Below are 17,590 nucleotides of genomic sequence, written 5' to 3' on the forward strand. Positions count from 1 at the left end.
TTTTAGGACTTGCAACATTTACCGAATAGCTCTCGTTAATGGAGGGTAATCAACCAGATAAGCAGTTGACCAGCAAGAGAAAGGAATGTTGAATATGAATAAAAAGAACCGGAAAAGAAATCTGCTCGCGGCCACGCTGACTGCCGCTCTTCTGACGGCGCCGATGGCGCTCTCCTTGCCTGCCGAGCAAGCAGCCGCGGCGAAGGCCGGCCCCGTTCTCAAAACCGCCGCGACGCCGTTCAGCATTGAAGGAAAAGAAACGAGCATCGCTACGATCAATAAAGACAGCACGACCTACATCGCGCTGCGCAGCCTGAACGCCAGCCTCGGCCTCAGCACGACGTACGAGAAGGCAACCGATACGGTGAAGATCACGGGAAGAGACCGTGTCCTGCAGATCGGCCTCAAGGACAGCAGCTTCAAGCTCAACGGGCAGCCTATATACAACGGATCGGAAGCGGTCGTACAGGACAACACGACGTATCTGCCGCTCCGCGTCCTGCTGGAGCAGATGGGCTATGCCGTTTCCTATGAGCAAGCCAGCAAAAGGATCGGCATTCATGCCGTTCAGGAAAACAAGCTGAAGATCGGCACGGAAGCCATCGCCTCGGAGGAGGGCGGCAAGTCGATCCATGTGTACTATCCCGTTCTGTCGGGTTACAGCGACACGGCCGTGCAAGACAAGATCAATGCCTTCTTGAAGAAAGAAGCGGACCGGAACGTGGCGGAAGGCTCCAAGGAGATGGACCCTCAAGCCAAAGAGAACAAGAAGATTCTGGCCGGCAACCCGAAAGCCGAAGTCCGCACGCCGAGCCTGGATGGCCGATACACGGTCTCCTATAACGAAAAGGGGAAATTGAGCCTCTACGTGGACTATTATGTCTATACCGGGGGGGCGCATGGCATGACGGTCCGCGAGCCTTACACCTTCGATCTCGCGACGGGCGACGTGCTTTCCTTGAAAGAAGCTGCCGGCGGCAAGGAGAACTATGTCTCCGCGATCAACAAGGAAATCAAGGAGCAGATCAAAAGCCGCCATATGGACTTGATGGTACCGTTCCAGACCATCGAGGCCGACCGCGACTATTTCCTCAACCGCAACGGAATCGTCATTTACTTCACCCAGTACGAGTACACCTCCTATGCGGAAGGCATGCCGGAGTTCGTCATTCCTTATTCGGTCTTCAAATAAGCTGCTCCAGCTGGACGAAAACCGAATGAAAGGCCCCGGGCAACCGCCCGGGGCCTTTCCCGCCTTATTTTAAATGAGTCGTGTCGATCAATTGGGCTTTCACGAGCAGCCGCTGCACGAGGGCCGCCGTCTCCGCTCTGGTGATCGGCCGCTTCGGCTCCAGCTCCTTGCCGGAGCCTTGCGCCAGGCCGAGCTCCAGGACGGCGATCACCGATTCCTGCGCCCATGCGCTGACCTTCCCGCCGTCGGCGAACGGCGCCAGGACATCGCCGCCGTTCGTGCCGCCCTTGACGTCAAGACCGGCCAGCGTCATCGCTCTAGCCAGCATGGTCAAAGCTTCCTCGCGGGTCACGCTTCGGTTCGGAGCGAAGGTCCCATCTCCTGCGCCTTTGACAAGGCTGTATTCCTGCGCCGCAGCTACCGAGCCTGCGAACCAGTCGCTGGAGCGGACATCGGCGAACGCGGAGGCGTCGGAGCTTGGAGCAAGGCCGAGCGCCCGCACGATGATAGCGGCGATTTCGGCGCGGGTGACAGGCGCATCAGGCTTGTAATGCGCGGCGTCGACGCCGTTGACGACCATTCGGGAGGCCAGGTCGTTCACAGCCGATTCGGACCAGTGGCCCGCAACATCGGCAAAAGCGACCGGATGATAGATGAGCGCGTAGGCGCTGTTCGTCAAGCTGTTGACGATGGCATAGTAGCTTCCCTCCCGCTTCTGGATGAAGGTCGGCACATGCCGGACCGTTCCGTCTTTGTCCAGAACGATCGCGGTCGTTATTCGAGCCGGATCCGCTTCCGCAGGCAGCGGGATTTCACGCTTCACATAGGAGCTGAAGCGGTCGACAGCGATGCTTTTTCCGTTGTAGGATGCCGTCGCCGTGAACTCCACAGGTGCCGCGGCCACGCTGAAGCCATTGTTGGCGCCTGCATGTTCCGCGCGCGCGGCCAGCGCCGCATCGCCCTTGACGACATGGATGCGAACCGTCACCTCTGACAGCCGGTCCGCGGCGCCAAGCTGAGCCGACAGGCGTTCCATATCCAGAAGTCCCGCCGGCAGCGTGTAGCTGCCGCCCGGCGACTGCACTTCAAGCACGGCCTTGCGGTCGCCCATCGCCTTGACGAGGTCGCCGGCCAGAACGACGGATACTCCATCGACCTTCTCGCCTGCGGCCGGAATGACAATTCGAGGCTCGCTCCCTGAGGCTGCAAGCTGAGCCAGCAATTTCGCCGAATCCATTGTCGCGTTCAGCATCGTCTGGCCGTTCACGATTTCAGTCGATACAGCCACAAGCTGATCCTTCGGCTGCCCGTTTACCGTCACGCTCAAGCCGGGCGAAGCGGCAGGTGTCGGAGAAGGCTGGGCGGAAGCCTTGCCGCTCTGATCTCCATCCGAGTCCGGGGATGGAGTCGGTGCCGGTGTTGGCGTTGGTGTCGGTGTTGGCTGGTCTGTCGGTTTTTCAGTCGGCTTTTCGGTCGGTTTTTCAGTCGGCTTTTCGGTCGGCGGCTCTGTCGGCTCTTCTGACGGTGCCGGCGTCGGTGTTGCCGGCGCCGCCCTGGAAACCGTCAGCGTATAGGTCATCGTGCTGCCGTCCTGCGCGCTCACCAACAGTTCGATCCTGGTGTTCCCTACAGCCAGAGGCAATGCCGGCGATCCCGAGCCGCCGAGCAGGATATGCGGACCGTCGATCAGCAAGCCCGCGCTGTCATACACGCTGACCGTTACGGTTCCGTATACCGTATCCGCCACGCTCGGCGAGATCGTCAGGCTGTCCGCCTCGCTGCCTACGCTGACCGTGTAATGCGTCGTTCCGGTCGAGAAGGACGGGCTCAGCTCGCCGGCAGACAGCGTAAGGTCCGTCAGGTCTGTATTGCCGGACATCGGCGTCGCGCCGGCTTCATTGGAATAACCGCCGTCCCCATTCGCAAGGACAGCCATGATTTTGAAATAATAGGCCGTTCCGTTGTCCAGGCCAGCTGCAGTGTAAGAGGTGCCCTCGACAGTCGCGACCGGAAGCGGCCCGTAGCTGCCCGCTTCCGTCCTTTGATAGATGCTGTATGCCACCGCTCCCCGCGCGGCATTCCAGGCCAGCACAGCTTGTCCGTCGCCCGCGCTCGCCGTCAGCTCCGTCGGAGCCGGCGTTTCGATGGTGTACGTGAAGGTGGCCGTATCGCTGGAGACAAGGTTCGGTCCCGCAGCCGTCGCCTTGACCGTCACCGTATCTCCGGGAGCGCCGCTGATGCCCACTCTTGTGCCGGCAGGGCTGCCCGTTGTCGGCGCCGTTCCGTCGAGCGTGTAATAGATTGTCGCGCCAGCCGTTGCCGTGCTCAGGACAACATAGCTGTTGTCCGGCACGACAGTGCCGCTGGCCAGATCCGCTGTCGGAGCCGACGCCTGCTTCTTCACGGTTACGGCGATCGTGCGGACGGCCGTGCCGCCTGCTCCATCGCTTACCGTCACCGTAAAGCTGTCCGGGCCGAAATAATCTTCGGCCGGCTGATACGTCATCGCGCCGGTCGGCGCAAGCCCCGCGCCTCCGCTTGCGGCCGTTGTCTGCCCGAAGCTCACCGTACCATGCGAAGGCGCTGCCGTCAGCGCCCAGGTCAGAGTCTGCCCCGTATCGCTGTCGCCGACGCGCAGCAGAGGTTTGATATCGGCAGGGGAAGCATTCTGGGCTACCGTCAGTGCTGCTTGGCTTCCCTCGAAGGTCGGAGCTACATTCTGGCCGAGAATTTTCACGAAATTCCCCTGCGCATTGAACAAGAGAAGCTGCGACCTGTTGCCGTCGACGACGTAAATGTTGCCGTCCTTGTCCGCGGTCGCCTGGGAAGGCTCCACCAAGACCGAATCGGCGAGCGTCATCGCGTAGCTGCCGTTGCTGTTGTACACCTGCACGCGCTTGTTGCCGCCGTCGGAGACGTACAAGCGGTCGCTGCCGTCGATGGACACTCCCCAGGGTTGCTTGAAATGAGCGTTGTCGGCGCCGCTTACGTTCTTTTCCCCGATCGTCTTCTGAGGGGCATACGTGTCCGCAGCGCTGTTGTAGGCATACACGACCACGGTGCTGGTCCAATATTGCGAAATGAACAAATTCCCCTTGGAATCCGCTGCGATTCCCATCGGCCTGTCCGCGAGCTGCGGCGAATTGGCGATGAGCTTATAGCCGGTGCCATTCGTATTGAAGCGATAGACCAGATAATTCTGGTCCGTGACGAATATATGGCCTCTGCCGTCAAGCGCTATCGCCTCCGGCACGGGATTCCCGCTGGGAAGGGCGATGGACCGGATATAGGCCCCCTGGCTCCCGAACACCTGGATGCGGGCATTGGAATAATCCAGGACATAGATATCCCCTGTCGCCTGATCGACGGCTACTGCTTTCGGCGTATTGAAATGATCGTTGTCCGAGCCGAGGACGCCTTTCACTCCCAGCGTCATGTACAGGCTCTCATCGCGGTTGTAAATCTGAATGCGATGGTTGCCCGCATCCGCCACATATAATTTTCCTGCGCTGTCCGTCGCGATGCCGCGCGGAGATCTCAGATCCCAGCCCGTCCGGACGGCTGCGAATGCCGTCGGCACGGATGTGAACAGGATCGAGAGGACAAGCAGCAGAGATCCCCATTTTTTCATCTGTCTCCCACCTTATGCTAGAATGCGTTTTGCCTACTGTAGCAGACCCATTCTCAACATTTTCACAACATCTCTTCCAAAAAACGACAAAAAAGGCTATCGAAATGAATATTCGACAGCCTTTTTCTTCGCAGTGTCGGCTTTTTCCTCGCTAGCCTTCTTCCAGCCTATTTCTTTCTTTGATGGCCAGCGCTTGGGGCGCGCCGCTCCGGTCGCCGCCGCCATCATAGGCGTCCGCCAGCAGATCGTCGTACTCCCCATGGCCAAGCTCGACGAGCTTGCTCAGAAGCATCGCACGGAACTCCTTGCCCGCTCTGTGGAGGCACTCCAGAAGACCGGCAGTGAAGGCGGAGCGCAGCTCAAGCCGATAAGCGTCCGCCCATTGATAATGATCCGTTTCCAGATAATCGCCTCGATACAGCGCCAGCGCATGCTGTCCGCCTTCTCCGCCAAAGCCTGCCTTCAAACCGTCCAGCAGCTCCTCCAGATCGCTGCGGATGGCCGCCGGGTCGATCCAATACCGTTCGTCGCCGTACCGGACAATCTCCCCGCAGCCCTCCGACTTCAACAGGCTCCGCAAGTAATAGAGCGACGTATGCAGCAGCTTCTGCGCCCGCTCTGCCGGATCTTCCGGCCATAAATGCTCCAGAATGGCGTATTTGTAGACGGGCTGTCCCCGATGATGCCAGAGATAGGCGAACAGCTCCTTGGTCTTGCGGGTGCGCCAGGTGAGCAGGCGGCCGTCCGGGCTGTACAGCTCCATGCTTCCCAGCACCTTCAGCGACAGCGCCTGCTTGTCGGCCCGCGAACGTTCAAGGCTGCTCGGCCCGCTTGCTTGCTTGTCCTCCTCCGGCGCGCCGCTGCCGGCCCTCTCCGCTGCGCTGCCGCGCCTCCGAAGCCGGGCTCGCTGGCTCTCGTAGCGGGACAGCGCCTGGAGCAGCTTGTCCTTGGCGACCGGCTTGAGCAGATAGCCGATCGCTTCCGTGCCGAAAGCATCCACCGCATAGTGGTGATGGGCCGTCACAAAGATCACTTCGGCATCCGGACATCGGGCGCGGAGCTCCCCGGCAGCCTCCAGTCCGTTCATGCCCGGCATCTCGATATCCAGGAAAATGAGCTCGGGACGCAGCGACTCGCACAGACGAAGCGCTTCGCCGACGAGTTGAAATTTGCCGACGACCGCCACTCCGCCGACCTCGTTCAGCTTGATCTCCAGCACATCGAGCGCCATTTCTTCATCGTCGATCAGAATCGCTCTGCGCATGTCGCCCCTCCGTCAAAAAAATCGTCATTCGGGTTCCGGATCCCGGATGGCTGGCCATCTCCAGCCTCCGCCCGTATCTCATTTGCAGCCGGCGATTGACATTGCCGATGCCGATGCCCCCGCCGCGCCCTTCCTCCAGACGAGCCAGCATATCCTTGTCCATGCCGACGCCGTCATCCTCGACGACAATCTCCACGATATCCCCGACCTTGCGGACAAGGATATCCACCGTCCCCCCCTCGGGCTTCGGCCCGATGCCATGCCGGACGGCATTTTCCACGATCGGCTGCAGCGTCAGCGGCGGCAGAAGGCACTGAACGCCTTCGTCAATCGAATACCGGACCTGGAGGCGCCGGCCGAAGCGCAGCTGCTCGATCGCCAGGTAGGCCCGCACCAGCTCCAATTCCCGCTCCAGCGGAACCGCCTCTCCCTGAAGGACGAAGGTGAACTTGGCGCGAAGATAGGTGGTCAGATGCTGGATCGTCTCCCGCAGCTTGTCCACATCCTTATAGCTGAGTCCGACCAGCGCATTCAAAGTGTTGTACAGGAAATGCGGCGTAATCTGCGTCTGCAGGAAATCCATCTCCCGGCGCACCGCCTGCTCCGAGGAGCTTTTCATTGCCAGCAGCGACTGGACGCGGGCCTTCAGCTCCGCAAGCTCGAACGGCTTCTGCAAAATATCGTTGGCTCCGGCGGCAAACGCGGCGAGGATGTCTCCCGCCTGCCCCGACGCAGTAAGCATGAGCACCGGGAGCTCGGCCAGACCTTGCAGCGACCGGATCTCCCGGCAGATGTCCAGGCCGGACACGCCGGGCATCATCAAGTCCAGCAGCACGAGATCCGGCTTGCGGCTCCGCAGCGCCTCGAGCGCCTCCCGGCCTCCCCTCACCGCCGTGAAGGAATGCTTCATGGAGGAGATCGCGTCCATTGCCACCTTCAGATTGGAAGGCTCGTCGTCGACGATCAGAATGTGGAACGCCTCCTCCCCGTCGCCTTCCTTCCGGGGGCCGGAGTCATGGATGGAATGATGATGGTAGTCCGTATTGTCGACACCGCCATATTCCACACCACCATATTGAGTGCCGGCAAACTGCGTATTAGCGTCTCCCGCAGAAGCCGCCGCCTCCAGTTCCGCGCTCCCGGCAACAGGCAGCGTGAACATGAACCGCGAGCCGCGGCCGACCTCGGATTCCAGAGACATGACGCCGCCTTGCAGCTCGACAAGCTGCCTGGCGATGCCGAGCCCTAGCCCGATGCCGTTGCGCGAGCGGGCGCCTTCCTCGTCGTACTGGAAAAAGGGCTGGAACAGCCGGTCCAGCATCTCCGGCGGAATGCCTCTGCCGGTATCGCTGACCGTGACGGCGAGCATCTCTCCTTGCCGCTCGGCCGATATGGATACCGTTCCGTGATCCGTATAGTTGAGCCCGTTTTCCAGCAGATTGTGCAGGATTTGCCGGAGCCGGTTCTCGTCGGCCAGAACCAGGGGCAGCCCCGGCGGCAATTCGTTGACGAGCTGAATCTCGGGATTGACCGGAGCAATCGACAGCGTCTCCATGACGAAGCCGGTCGAGATGTACAGATCGACGGGCCTGAGCTGCACCCGAAGCTCCCCGTAGCGGATCCGGTTCATGTCGAGAATATCGTTGACCAGTCCGGCCAGCCGCCGTCCGATCAGATTCAGCAGCCGGATGTTGTCGCGGTGCTTGAAGTCGAGCGGGGCGTCGGTGTTGTCGAGCAGCGATTGCGACAGGTTGACGATGCCGTGCAGAGGCGTCCGGAGCTCATGCGACGTTTTGGCCAGGAACTCATCCTTCTGCCGATCGTAGACAAGCAGCTGCCGAGCGAGCCGTTCGCTCTGCAGATAGGCCTCACGCATCCGGTCCGTCATGAGAAAAGACTGCGACAATACGACGAGCAGCAGCGTGACGATCATATAATACGGACTGTCCAGAGCCAGCTGATAGCGCGTCTGGGCGAACACCCAGCTGATAATGAGAAAGAACGCCCCGAGCAGAATGGAGTAAATCCTCACCCCATGATGCCGATTGCGGAATATCGACGTGAAAATAAAGCCGAAAGCCAGAAGCTGCATCGCAATGCCCGGCCACATGATCGGAACCAGAAACTCATTCGGAATCGCCAGCAGGACGGCCAGAAACAGATAGCTGACCCACAGGAACGCCTTCATCCGCTTGCCGGGCTTGTCCTCCAGATAAAGCCGGACGTAATAGATGAAAAATAGAATCGACATCGCCGGCAGGATGAAGAGCAGCTTCTGCAGCGGCAGAAAAGAGATCGACGGCAGCAGGGAGGCCAGCACAATCTCGTTGTCGATGCTGAAGAACAGGCCTAGGGACAGGCAGAACAGGCTGAAGAAGATCAGGTACGGCTCTCGGCCCCATTGCCTGAACATGCCTGCGAAATAAATGCCGAAGACGAGCAGGGTGGCGACGAGAATCATGTCGGCCATGCGGGAATTGTCTCGCCGGTTCAGCACCTCATCGCTGAGCCCGAACTCCGGCGGCTGCACGAGTCCGCCTTGGAGATAGCGGTAGCTTGCCACCTGCACGATGATTTCGATGTTCCGGCTCTCGGCCTTGACCGTCCCGAAGAACGGCAGGTTGCTGGGAACAAAGTCTCCCGGAGCGATGTCCGGCCGTCCGCTGCCTCCAAGATCGTCGCCTGCCATATAGATGCGGCTGGACATGCGGATTTTCTTCGCCCTCAGGCTGTAAAAACCGGCATCGCCCACCTCCACCAGCAGCCGGTACGTGCCCGCGCCGAAGCCGTTGGCCGAGACGCTTCCCTTCCAGTTGCCGGGGACGCCCAGCAGGCTCCGCCGGCTTTGCAGCTCCTCTCCATGGACGGCAAAATCCTGGGGAGTCAGCAGTTCATCCTTATAGAACTCCCATTCGCCCCTCAGCGGGATGATTCCTTGCTGCGCGAAATTCCAATCCCTGGCGTCAAGAATCCCCCCTCGCGCTTCAGGGTAGTCCTCCACGGGATGAAGCCAGTTGTAGATGAGCGCAGAGGTGGCGGCGGCAAAGATCAGGACCATGCCGATCAGCACGAGCAATTGTTTCTTCATGGAAATGTGTTCCTTCCTGTTGCTAGAAGAAGATTCAAACCGATTTGAACGATGATTTCAATAGATGCAGCCTGACTAATGGCTCCGGATAACAACTTATTATCCTGTACATACATCACTATTATATCTCAATTGTTATTTCTATCCTGAATTCCAGTTTTAAGATACGAAAAAAAATAGACCTGCCGGCAAGATCGTGAAAGAGGGGCGCTGAGCCAGGTCCCGACTCAAGGCCACTTTACTCGTGGATCTTGGACGAGGCGCATCTGTTAACGAATAACCCCACGATAATGTAAGAAGTCGTCAAGCCTGACGCTTTCAAGAAGTTAGCTAAAAGAAGTGTTGGTGTTTCATAAAAGCCGTTTCCTTGAGATAACACCATGTTCATGCTTGGGGTGACGGAATGATAGTTCATAGGGTAAAGAAAAGAGGGGATTAATTTCCCCTCTTTGGTATTTTCGCCATTCCACCTCAGCCTAGTCTTTTCGTACCAACAGCGAGCGACACTCCGATGTGTTGTGTTGGTGCTTAAATATTCCGCATGGTCGCCGCATATCGTTTCTTAGATAAAGAAAAAAATCTCCTAATGATAGGGCGATGATTTTCAACTCAGTCCCTCTATTGGAACCTTTAAATCAAAAAAACCGACCTCACATTAGGAAAGGTCGGTTTTCGACACAGTTCAATTATTTTGTTTGAGAGATTTCGTCAACTACTTGAGTCAGTGCCTCCCTAATTGGCGTAACTGGACGACCGAGCAGCTTTTCGAAATCATTGCTTTCGATCTCCAGTGCGCCTTCTCGAATGCCTTGCTGGATACCTACGAGAATAGGGATAACGAAGTCGGGTACACCTGCGCCCTTCATGATGTCGGCATAAGCGGCGTCATCGACCTGTTGGACAGGCACTTCCTTGCCTAATACCGTTCCAAGGGCAGACGCCAGTTCTTCTTGAGTCATCAGTTTTCCCGATAGTTCATAAGTTGTATTGTCGTGTCCGTTCCCCGCCAATACGGCTGCAGCCGCCGCCGCGTAATCTTGCCGCAGTGCCCAACCCACTTTGCCAGTTCCAGCAGAGGTCACCCAAGGAGCTCCTGCTGTCACGCCTTGAATGCTTGCAATTTCATTCTCCAAGTACCAGTTGTTGCGCAAGAAGGAGTAAGGAATGCCCGTTTTGACGATGGCTTGTTCTGTGACACGGTGTACTTCAGCAAGGAATAACTTGCTTTCATTTGCATTCGTTGCACTTGTATATGCAATGAATTTAACTCCAGCACGCTCTGCAGCAGCAACAGCATTTGTGTGCTGCCGAATTCTTGTTTCGTTGTCTCCATCCGCAGAAATAATCAATAAACGATCGATGCCTGCAAAAGCAGAATCCAATGTTTCTGGACGGTCAAAATCTCCTAGGCTGACTTCTACTCCACGAGTTCGCAATCCTTCCGCTTTCTCTGGATTGCGGACACTGACAGCCAGATCACTCGCTGGTACAGATTTCAATAGCGTCTCTACAACTATAGTTCCCAATTTCCCTGTCGCACCTGTGACCAACATTTTCATCTTCTATTCCTCCAATTATGTTTTATTGTAATTATCATAGTTATAACAATACAGGTTACAACAAGTCTATAAAATAAAAGCTCTCTTAAAGAGCTCTCATTTATTTGAACCTTGGTGTGAGTTGGCTCAAAGTCGTTTGTGCCAACCTGTGTTCCATAGCGGATTGAGCCTCATTCAACTCGGATTGGAGAACCAACTCAATGTTCGCCCCGACTGGACATCGCTCATTCGGATCTGCGTGAACACGGAATAATTGGTTGTCTTCAATCACATTTACAGCCCGATAAACATCGAGCAGCGTAATTTCCTCAGGTGTTTTGAGTAGAGAAGCACCTCCAACCCCAGGCCGTACTTCCACTAACCCCATTTTTTTCAACATCCCCATAATTCTCCGGATGATAACGGGATTTGTATTTACGCTGCCCGCAATGAAGTCCCCCGTACATTCGTTTGGACTGACCGCAATCAGGGAAAGGATGTGAACAGCAATAGAAAAGCGAGTACTTATCTGTTTCAAGTGCATCACCACCGTTGTAACCATTATAGTTACTACCTAAAGTGAAGTCAATATCCGTGCCTAAAACTGCCCGTCCCTCGGTTTTAAGGGTTTATTTACGTTCACTCACTCATTCGCAGGATTTCATCACCTTGTATGACAGGAGTCGGCAGGAAAATGAGCAAGACGGGCCTCCACCCCTTGGACAGGCGTAATGAAAACATGAGAGGGCAATGACCCGTTGAGTCATGGGAGTGAAACCTCCGGGGGTGGCGGTGAAGTATCTGAATATTTTCGGGGCGACAAGGTGAGGAGAACTACACATGTTATTCTAGCTATATAGATCTTCTCGGACTCGTGTGTTGGCAACAGGGCTGGCGACGTACTGATTTGGCAACATCATAGTTTTGGAGTTTACACAAGGTTTTTAACAGACTCTTTCAGCATGAGCACAAGAGGCAGTTAAGCAACTATTTGAAGTGCTTTAAGTATTTGAACATCTGTTATGATATATTTAATAACTGATGATTTTTCAAGCCGAAAGTACAAGGTGCCATTAACTACATTATTTATTTGATTATCACCATTGTAGTTAATTCTTTCCATATAAACAATAAACTCTTTTTTCACTTTTTGATTAGTTACTATGTCAATGGAATAATTTAATTCGCTGTTTGGTATTGAATTATCGTTAGTAAAAAAATCGTGTAATATTTGCTTATTTCCCTCATTGACAGAGAGACTATTAAAGTTTCCTTTTAAAGATTGTTCAATGGTCTCTTTAATTAAAAGCTCAGGTGCTTTGCATGATATAGAGTAATAGGAAATCCCTAATGTTAGTAGAGCGGCTAAAATAAGTGTAAATATGTATTTTTTAAATTTCTTCACAGAATCTCTCCTAATAGATACAAGGACCCCTGAGGGGTCCTTGTATTTTTTAGTAAGGAAACGTTCCTTGTGTGGCCCAATTCGCAAGGCCGCCTTCATATTTATAATAATCACGAACTGGTACTGAACGGGCTGGGTCATGACCGTATTGATAAAGAGCAATTTCAGCTATCTCATTATTATTCGAGAAACTACCTGTACGCTTCCACATAAATGGCCAATAACTTTGACCAGAAGTTGCTGGAAGGAAATAAGCTGTTGTAGCATTCTTCAATGAATTTTCTGCATTATAACTAATTTGCTCATGTTTCCAGTACGCTTCTAGCTGATACGTTTCAAAGTAATTTCTCCAACTACCATTATGATACACCTGTCCATATTTGAATACTAGTCTTTCGTATCCAGTTGCATCACCTTGTCCTTTAAATCCATTATTTAATGCACTAAGGACTTCCCCAGTGAAGAAACTTACAATTGGATTTGATTTTATATAGCCAGATAAGACGTCAATCCCCGCATTAACCCCTCCAACGCCGAGTTGATCGCAGCCAGCGTGGATGCCCCCTTCGGAGGCCGTTTGCCGTAAACGCCGGAAGTCAAGGAGATGGAACCTTCCTGGTTCAAATAGGGGATAGCCGCTTTAACGGTGATATACTGGCCCCAGAACTTGCTGTCGAAGGCAGTTTCGCCTGTTCAACCGGCAATTCGCGGAACTCGCCCATCGCGCCTTCGCCAGCGGTGAGCACCAAGTGATCAAACTTGCCAGCCTTTTCGAAAAATTCCGCGGCTTTCTCTTCACTCCGAAAATCCAGCTCGTAAGCTTCCACATTCCCGCCAAGCGTTTGTTTGGCTTTCGAGAGCTTGGCAGCGGAACGGCTGGCGATAACTACCTTCGCCCCTTCATCCAGAAATGCCTTGGCAGTCGATAATCCAATGCCCGATGTGCCTCCTACAACGATGACTCGCTTCTCTTTCAATGACATTTCGATATCCTCCCTATTTTCCCTTTAACAATAAGCCCGCTCATATTGCTTTGGAATGGGGGTATATTCACTTCTAAGCGATTTAGCAGCATGGATAGTCCAGTATGGATCTCGAAGCATGCCACGGGCGATCGCCACTAAATCCTCTTCTTCTCTGCAGACGACGGATTGAGCAAGTGCCGGGTCCTCAAGCATGCCTATAGCTACGACGGGCACCCCAAGAGCCTCCCGTATTTTGCGCCATAACCCCCATCCGCGTACTCTACGGCAGTGATTCGGAAAAATAACGGCATATTTGCAGGCATTTCCTTTTTGGCCGCCTGAATGACCTCTATCCCAAATTTGGTCAGGTCTTGTCCATACGCATCTTGGCGTTTGTTGGTATAAGAGGATTGAAACGGTTGAATTAAATATCCGTGCGTATGGCGGAAGGGGCCGCTGGCTCTTCAGCATCTTCCGCTTTCCGGCCAGCATGAGCAATTTGAATCCCAATCTTGGCCCCGTGAGCATGAACCCCATCCATAAATCGGGCAAATGCCGGAATATGGTCATCGGACCAAATCCCTAAATCAAAGTCGGTTATTCACATCCGGCTCAACGTCCGTCATTACCATGATGATCAAGGCTGCACCGCCAATTGCGCGGCTAAGGTAGTGAACGTAATGCCATTCGTTGGGTTTGCCAATCCCTGGCGGTTACGGACTATTGGCACATGGGCGCCATGACTACCCGGTTTTTCAATTGCAGCCCTTTAATTTCATAAGGAAAAAATAAGTGATTGGTCCAGTCAGAACCTCCGTTAATGGTTCATTTTTATCGATCCTATCATTCACTCTTCTCCTATCGGATATTCCCATAGTCCCAGTTTTCCCTTCGCTGGAATATAGGGCTTCAGCAGGCGGAAACCCGCTATTTCCCACGCAAAATAACCTGGACTGTAATCGCCCAACAGGAAGTCATCCCCCGTCACGACCTTCCCGGAATCCAGAATGGCTGACGTATCATCAGCGTCGATGACTTGATAACAATTCGTAAGCTCGCAGGTTGCAAGGATAACCCCCGTAGGGAGGTTTTGTTCCGTATAGCCATTCTTGGCGAGTAAAGAACGGATGGGTTCATATTTGCAGGCCTGCTTATCGACTTTCCGGCTTGCATGAATGGCCAACGGTCCGCGATACCGGGTCTTCCAGGATCTTGTTTCATAGAGTGTCTCGCCTTGGACAAGCAGAGCCACCCACGGTTGAATCATGGATAATACTTTCATTCCTCTACGCTCCATTACGGTTCATAATGAAGTACTATTCCCCAAACAATCTCCAAACTTTCCTTACCCCGCATTAAATGACGCAATCCCTCCGGTCGCATTAGACCTTCGGGATCAACATCTGTTTCATACGCTCCATTAAGCCTAAATTTCGTTTACGATTTGACGCAGACCCTCGCACTCCGAATTTCAACCCGAATCGGAACGAGCGGTTCAGGTACACCTACGCTGCTCATTATGCTGGCATAAGATTCGTCATCCACTTGTTGAACGGGATGAACGGGATAAAAGCCCTTCCATATTTTAGAAAGGGCTTGATCGCCGATGCGCCTTAGCCCGCTATCTAATCCCTTGTGCTTTCAATTCGTCTTAGATTCTCAGTGTCTCGAGCTGGAGATGAGCCGAAGAAGCGAGAGTATTCTCGATTAAACTGCGAGGGACTTTGATAGCCAACTTGATATGCGGCACTTGCTACTGGATAGCCCTCAAATGCAATGAGGCTTCTAGCCTTTCAAAAGCCTTAATTGCTTTTGAAATTGAATAGGACTTAAACCCGTTGCCCTTTTAAACTGACGGTGAAAGGTATTTATAGCCATGCCAGATTTTGATGCCATCTCGCCAATGTCTATTGGCTTCATAAAATTATTGCGAAACCATTTTATACAATGGGGAATCTTAGATAGATTACTTTCCCGTAGACCAAATTGCCTCAGATACCATCCTTGTGGTCCCATTAGAAAGCGATATAGAATTTCGCGCTTATAAGCTGGTGCAAGACCAGGAATGTCTCTTGATGTTTTCGATAAACGCAATAAGCGCAGCCATGCCTCCATAAATTCAATGTCCATTTCACAAGCTGCGAAATGCTCTGAAGCAGTCGGTAATTGATTTTCAGGAAGATCTCTCAATAAACTCTGAAGAACATTCTGATTCAACTTAAGGCCAAGGGACATGTAAGGACGGCCCTCACGGTCTGTATGTACACTCGCTTTTGCAGGAACATGCACCGGCAACACGTAATATGTTGGCCCTTTCAGGTCAGTGCTGCGCTCCCCGATGGAAAGAATCTATGTTCCTTGAACCGTAAAGTCTGGCGGACATTTACTTTAGTTCCCATGTGAAAAAAGTCAATAAATAGCCCGTATAAAAAAGGGGGTCCCATCGTCATTATCATGACTAATGGGACACCCCTTCATTTTACGACATTCTCGGGATCGCCTATCAATTGCTCGCATCGTTTATCTCTAGCAGATTCCTCTCTCGGTACGGCATACTGTTCCTCCAACCGGCCGTCATTGTGCGAAATGCACCGCGATAGCCGGAGACAATCGAAACTGTCGCATCTCATGTTCGAACCCTCAATATGACCGACTCCACATGTGTGGAGTAGACAGTGAGAACAAAACTTAACTTCACAATGTGTTACGCCTTAGTTCATAGAAATACTGCACACTCGGATGCTTTAACTTCATCTTCTCGGACATGGTTAAGATCCGCTTTTTTCCAAACCTTCTGTCCACCAAGGCTAGGATATTCAATAAGATCTCATTGCTCTCTAAGCTTTCCTCTATAGAAGTAGATAAAAACTTAGTAGCCACAACGATAAAATTCGATTTACTTAATGAAGCCTGCGCTGACAAAAGCTCTTTTGCATATTCTGAACTTATTTTGCTTCTGGCAATTATTTTTAGACGATCTTCCGGCACGGTCCCCTTGGCAGCTTTTCTAACCGCTTCAATATCGTCATTGCTGATAGGAATTTGAATATGTGGATCATTCTTGATTTCCAGCTCCGTCTGATACCATTTGATGAAGCTGGTTTTATCCATCATATTGAGTACGTTCTTTTTATCTACAGAGATATAACAAGTACCTGTTTTATCAGGTAAATAACGGTAACCCGGTGCGCGGTATTCTACCCTTCCTTCTAACGCAGGACAGAGAAAGCTCTCCAGTTGCTGCTTCAATTTGCTCCAGGACATGTAATCCCCTCCATATAAAAAAAGAGGAACGGATAGTTGTCTCTGGGTTTGCCCCGTCTCCATTCATCCGATCCTCAACATCTTCAAGTTTTTTTCTAATTTCTACGCCGAATTCTCCCTATCGAACCAACCACTCTTTACCGCAATCGTCCGTTGCCTCTCCTGACTTGGCCACTTAATTTCCTTCTTCCTCCGCCCCATCATGCTCCTTCTTTGCATATTCATTGAGCAGCGCACGCACTTCAGTTGTTGATTTTGTGTTCATTAAACTATTTCTTAATTCGCTTGCCCCTCGAAATCCACGGACATATATTTTAAAGAATCGGGAAAGCGGTCTGAACGAGCGTGGTTCCAGTTCTGAATATTGATCATGGAGATCTAGATGCAGCCTTAGCAAATCAAGCAATTCCTCGCTGCTGTGATCCTTCGGCTCCTTCTCAAAAGCAAATGGATTATGAAAAATACCGCGCCCAATCATAATACCATCTACACCGTATTGCTCAACGAGCTGCAAGCCGGTCTGTCGGTCAGGGATATCCCCGTTAATGGTCAGAAGTGTATCTGGTGCCACCTCATCACGAAGTTTCTTAATCTCCGGAATTAGTTCCCAATGAGCATCTACTTTGCTCATTTCCTCTCTTGTCCGCAGATGAATGGACAGATTAACAATGTCTTGTCGCAAAATATGGCTTAACCAGCCGCGCCATTCGTCTAAGGCACTAAAACCGAGCCTTGTTTTTACACTGACGGGCAATCCCCCGGCTTTTGCGGCCTGGATGATATCCGCTGCGGTTTCTGGACGGCAGATCAGGCCGCTACCCTTCCCGTTCTCTGCTACATTCGCTACAGGACAACCCATATTAATATCGATGCCTCTGAATCCTTCTTTCGCCATACCGATGCTCATCTGACGAAAGTATTCCGGCTTATCCCCCCAGATATGGGCTACAATGGGCTGTTCATCCTCTGTAAAAGTCAAGCGCCCGCGCACACTATGGTTCCCTTCCGGGTGACAGTAACTCTCTGTATTCGCAAACTCTGTAAAAAACACATCCGGTCTGGCTGCTTCACTAACGACATGGCGAAAAACAACATCCGTCACATCTTCCATGGGCGCCAGTATAAAAAAAGGCCGTGGTAAATCACGCCAAAAATTATCTGTCATATCAAAAACCTCTCTATTAATACTAGGAGAAAATCTTATCCCGAAGAGGTAAAACTCACTTAGGGATGTTAAAGCAAA

At 52.9% G+C, this 17,590-nt stretch carries 13 protein-coding genes and 1 pseudogene; 1 reads left to right on the forward strand and 13 read right to left on the reverse strand.

What is annotated here, in order from left to right:
- Positions 1-94 precede the first annotated feature (94 nt).
- The gene (locus CIC07_RS21250; RefSeq protein ID WP_159442454.1) at positions 95-1,192 is read left to right on the forward strand and encodes a PdaC/SigV domain-containing protein; all 1,098 of its coding nucleotides are present in this window, start codon (positions 95-97) and stop codon (positions 1,190-1,192) included.
- A gap of 64 nt (positions 1,193-1,256) precedes the next feature.
- Here CIC07_RS21250 and CIC07_RS21255 read toward each other — a convergent pair whose 3' ends face one another.
- The 13 genes and pseudogenes from CIC07_RS21255 to CIC07_RS21310 form a co-directional block, all read right to left on the reverse strand.
- Entirely contained in the window at positions 1,257-4,823 is a 3,567-nt protein-coding gene (locus CIC07_RS21255) for an S-layer homology domain-containing protein (protein ID WP_076359235.1), read from the reverse strand.
- 151 nt (positions 4,824-4,974) lie between these two features.
- The gene (locus CIC07_RS21260) at positions 4,975-6,087 is read right to left on the reverse strand and encodes a response regulator (RefSeq protein ID WP_076359234.1); all 1,113 of its coding nucleotides are present in this window, start codon (positions 6,085-6,087) and stop codon (positions 4,975-4,977) included.
- On the reverse strand, positions 6,059-9,175 hold the full coding sequence (locus CIC07_RS21265) for a hybrid sensor histidine kinase/response regulator (RefSeq protein ID WP_076359233.1): 3,117 nt from the start codon (positions 9,173-9,175) through the stop codon (positions 6,059-6,061). Before CIC07_RS21265 ends, CIC07_RS21260 begins: the two co-directional genes overlap by 29 nt.
- A 686-nt stretch (positions 9,176-9,861) precedes the next feature.
- Positions 9,862-10,734 carry an SDR family oxidoreductase gene (locus CIC07_RS21270; protein ID WP_076359232.1) on the reverse strand — a complete coding sequence of 291 codons (873 nt, stop codon included), beginning with the start codon at positions 10,732-10,734 and terminating at the stop codon, positions 9,862-9,864.
- A 100-nt stretch (positions 10,735-10,834) separates the two neighbouring features.
- On the reverse strand, positions 10,835-11,251 hold the full coding sequence (locus tag CIC07_RS21275) for an Rrf2 family transcriptional regulator (RefSeq protein WP_076359324.1): 417 nt from the start codon (positions 11,249-11,251) through the stop codon (positions 10,835-10,837).
- Positions 11,252-11,692: 441 nt separating this feature from the next.
- A complete protein-coding gene (locus CIC07_RS21280; protein ID WP_139334460.1) occupies positions 11,693-12,118 on the reverse strand; it encodes a hypothetical protein in 426 nt (141 codons plus the stop codon).
- Positions 12,119-12,738: 620 nt separating this feature from the next.
- Positions 12,739-13,101, reverse strand: a complete 363-nt coding sequence (locus CIC07_RS21285; protein ID WP_234993076.1) for an SDR family oxidoreductase — start codon at positions 13,099-13,101, stop codon at positions 12,739-12,741.
- 24 nt (positions 13,102-13,125) lie between these two features.
- Positions 13,126-13,824 (reverse strand): annotated as a pseudogene (locus CIC07_RS21290) (oxidoreductase).
- 106 nt (positions 13,825-13,930) lie between these two features.
- Positions 13,931-14,365: an ASCH domain-containing protein gene (locus CIC07_RS21295; protein ID WP_076359230.1), complete on the reverse strand. Its 435-nt coding sequence runs from the start codon at positions 14,363-14,365 to the stop codon at positions 13,931-13,933.
- A 343-nt stretch (positions 14,366-14,708) separates the two neighbouring features.
- Entirely contained in the window at positions 14,709-14,861 is a 153-nt protein-coding gene (locus CIC07_RS25535) for a helix-turn-helix domain-containing protein (RefSeq protein WP_234993087.1), read from the reverse strand.
- 7 nt (positions 14,862-14,868) lie between these two features.
- Complete coding sequence (locus CIC07_RS21300) at positions 14,869-15,381, reverse strand: AraC family transcriptional regulator (protein WP_234993075.1); 513 nt, start codon at positions 15,379-15,381, stop codon at positions 14,869-14,871.
- A 396-nt stretch (positions 15,382-15,777) separates the two neighbouring features.
- The gene (locus CIC07_RS21305) at positions 15,778-16,347 is read right to left on the reverse strand and encodes an SF0329 family protein (RefSeq protein WP_076359229.1); all 570 of its coding nucleotides are present in this window, start codon (positions 16,345-16,347) and stop codon (positions 15,778-15,780) included.
- A 175-nt stretch (positions 16,348-16,522) separates the two neighbouring features.
- Positions 16,523-17,512 (reverse strand): tRNA dihydrouridine synthase, encoded by a 990-nt coding sequence (locus CIC07_RS21310; protein WP_094248417.1) that lies wholly within the window; start codon positions 17,510-17,512, stop codon positions 16,523-16,525.
- Between the last annotated feature and the right edge of the window lie 78 nt (positions 17,513-17,590).

The organism is Paenibacillus sp. RUD330, assembly GCF_002243345.2.
Lineage (GTDB): Bacteria > Bacillota > Bacilli > Paenibacillales > Paenibacillaceae > Paenibacillus_O.

Bases quoted from the DNA above. Each gene is read 5' to 3' on its own strand.
- CIC07_RS21305 (WP_076359229.1), bottom strand. From the start codon at position 16,347: ATGTCCTGGAGCAAATTGAAGCAGCAACTGGAGAGCTTTCTCTGTCCT.
- CIC07_RS21250 (WP_159442454.1), top strand. From the start codon at position 95: ATGAATAAAAAGAACCGGAAAAGAAATCTGCTCGCGGCCACGCTGACT.
- CIC07_RS21260 (WP_076359234.1), bottom strand. From the start codon at position 6,087: ATGCGCAGAGCGATTCTGATCGACGATGAAGAAATGGCGCTCGATGTG.
- CIC07_RS21265 (WP_076359233.1), bottom strand. From the start codon at position 9,175: ATGAAGAAACAATTGCTCGTGCTGATCGGCATGGTCCTGATCTTTGCC.
- CIC07_RS21270 (WP_076359232.1), bottom strand. From the start codon at position 10,734: ATGAAAATGTTGGTCACAGGTGCGACAGGGAAATTGGGAACTATAGTT.
- CIC07_RS21295 (WP_076359230.1), bottom strand. From the start codon at position 14,365: ATGAAAGTATTATCCATGATTCAACCGTGGGTGGCTCTGCTTGTCCAA.
- CIC07_RS21285 (WP_234993076.1), bottom strand. From the start codon at position 13,101: ATGTCATTGAAAGAGAAGCGAGTCATCGTTGTAGGAGGCACATCGGGC.
- CIC07_RS21310 (WP_094248417.1), bottom strand. From the start codon at position 17,512: ATGACAGATAATTTTTGGCGTGATTTACCACGGCCTTTTTTTATACTG.
- CIC07_RS21255 (WP_076359235.1), bottom strand. From the start codon at position 4,823: ATGAAAAAATGGGGATCTCTGCTGCTTGTCCTCTCGATCCTGTTCACA.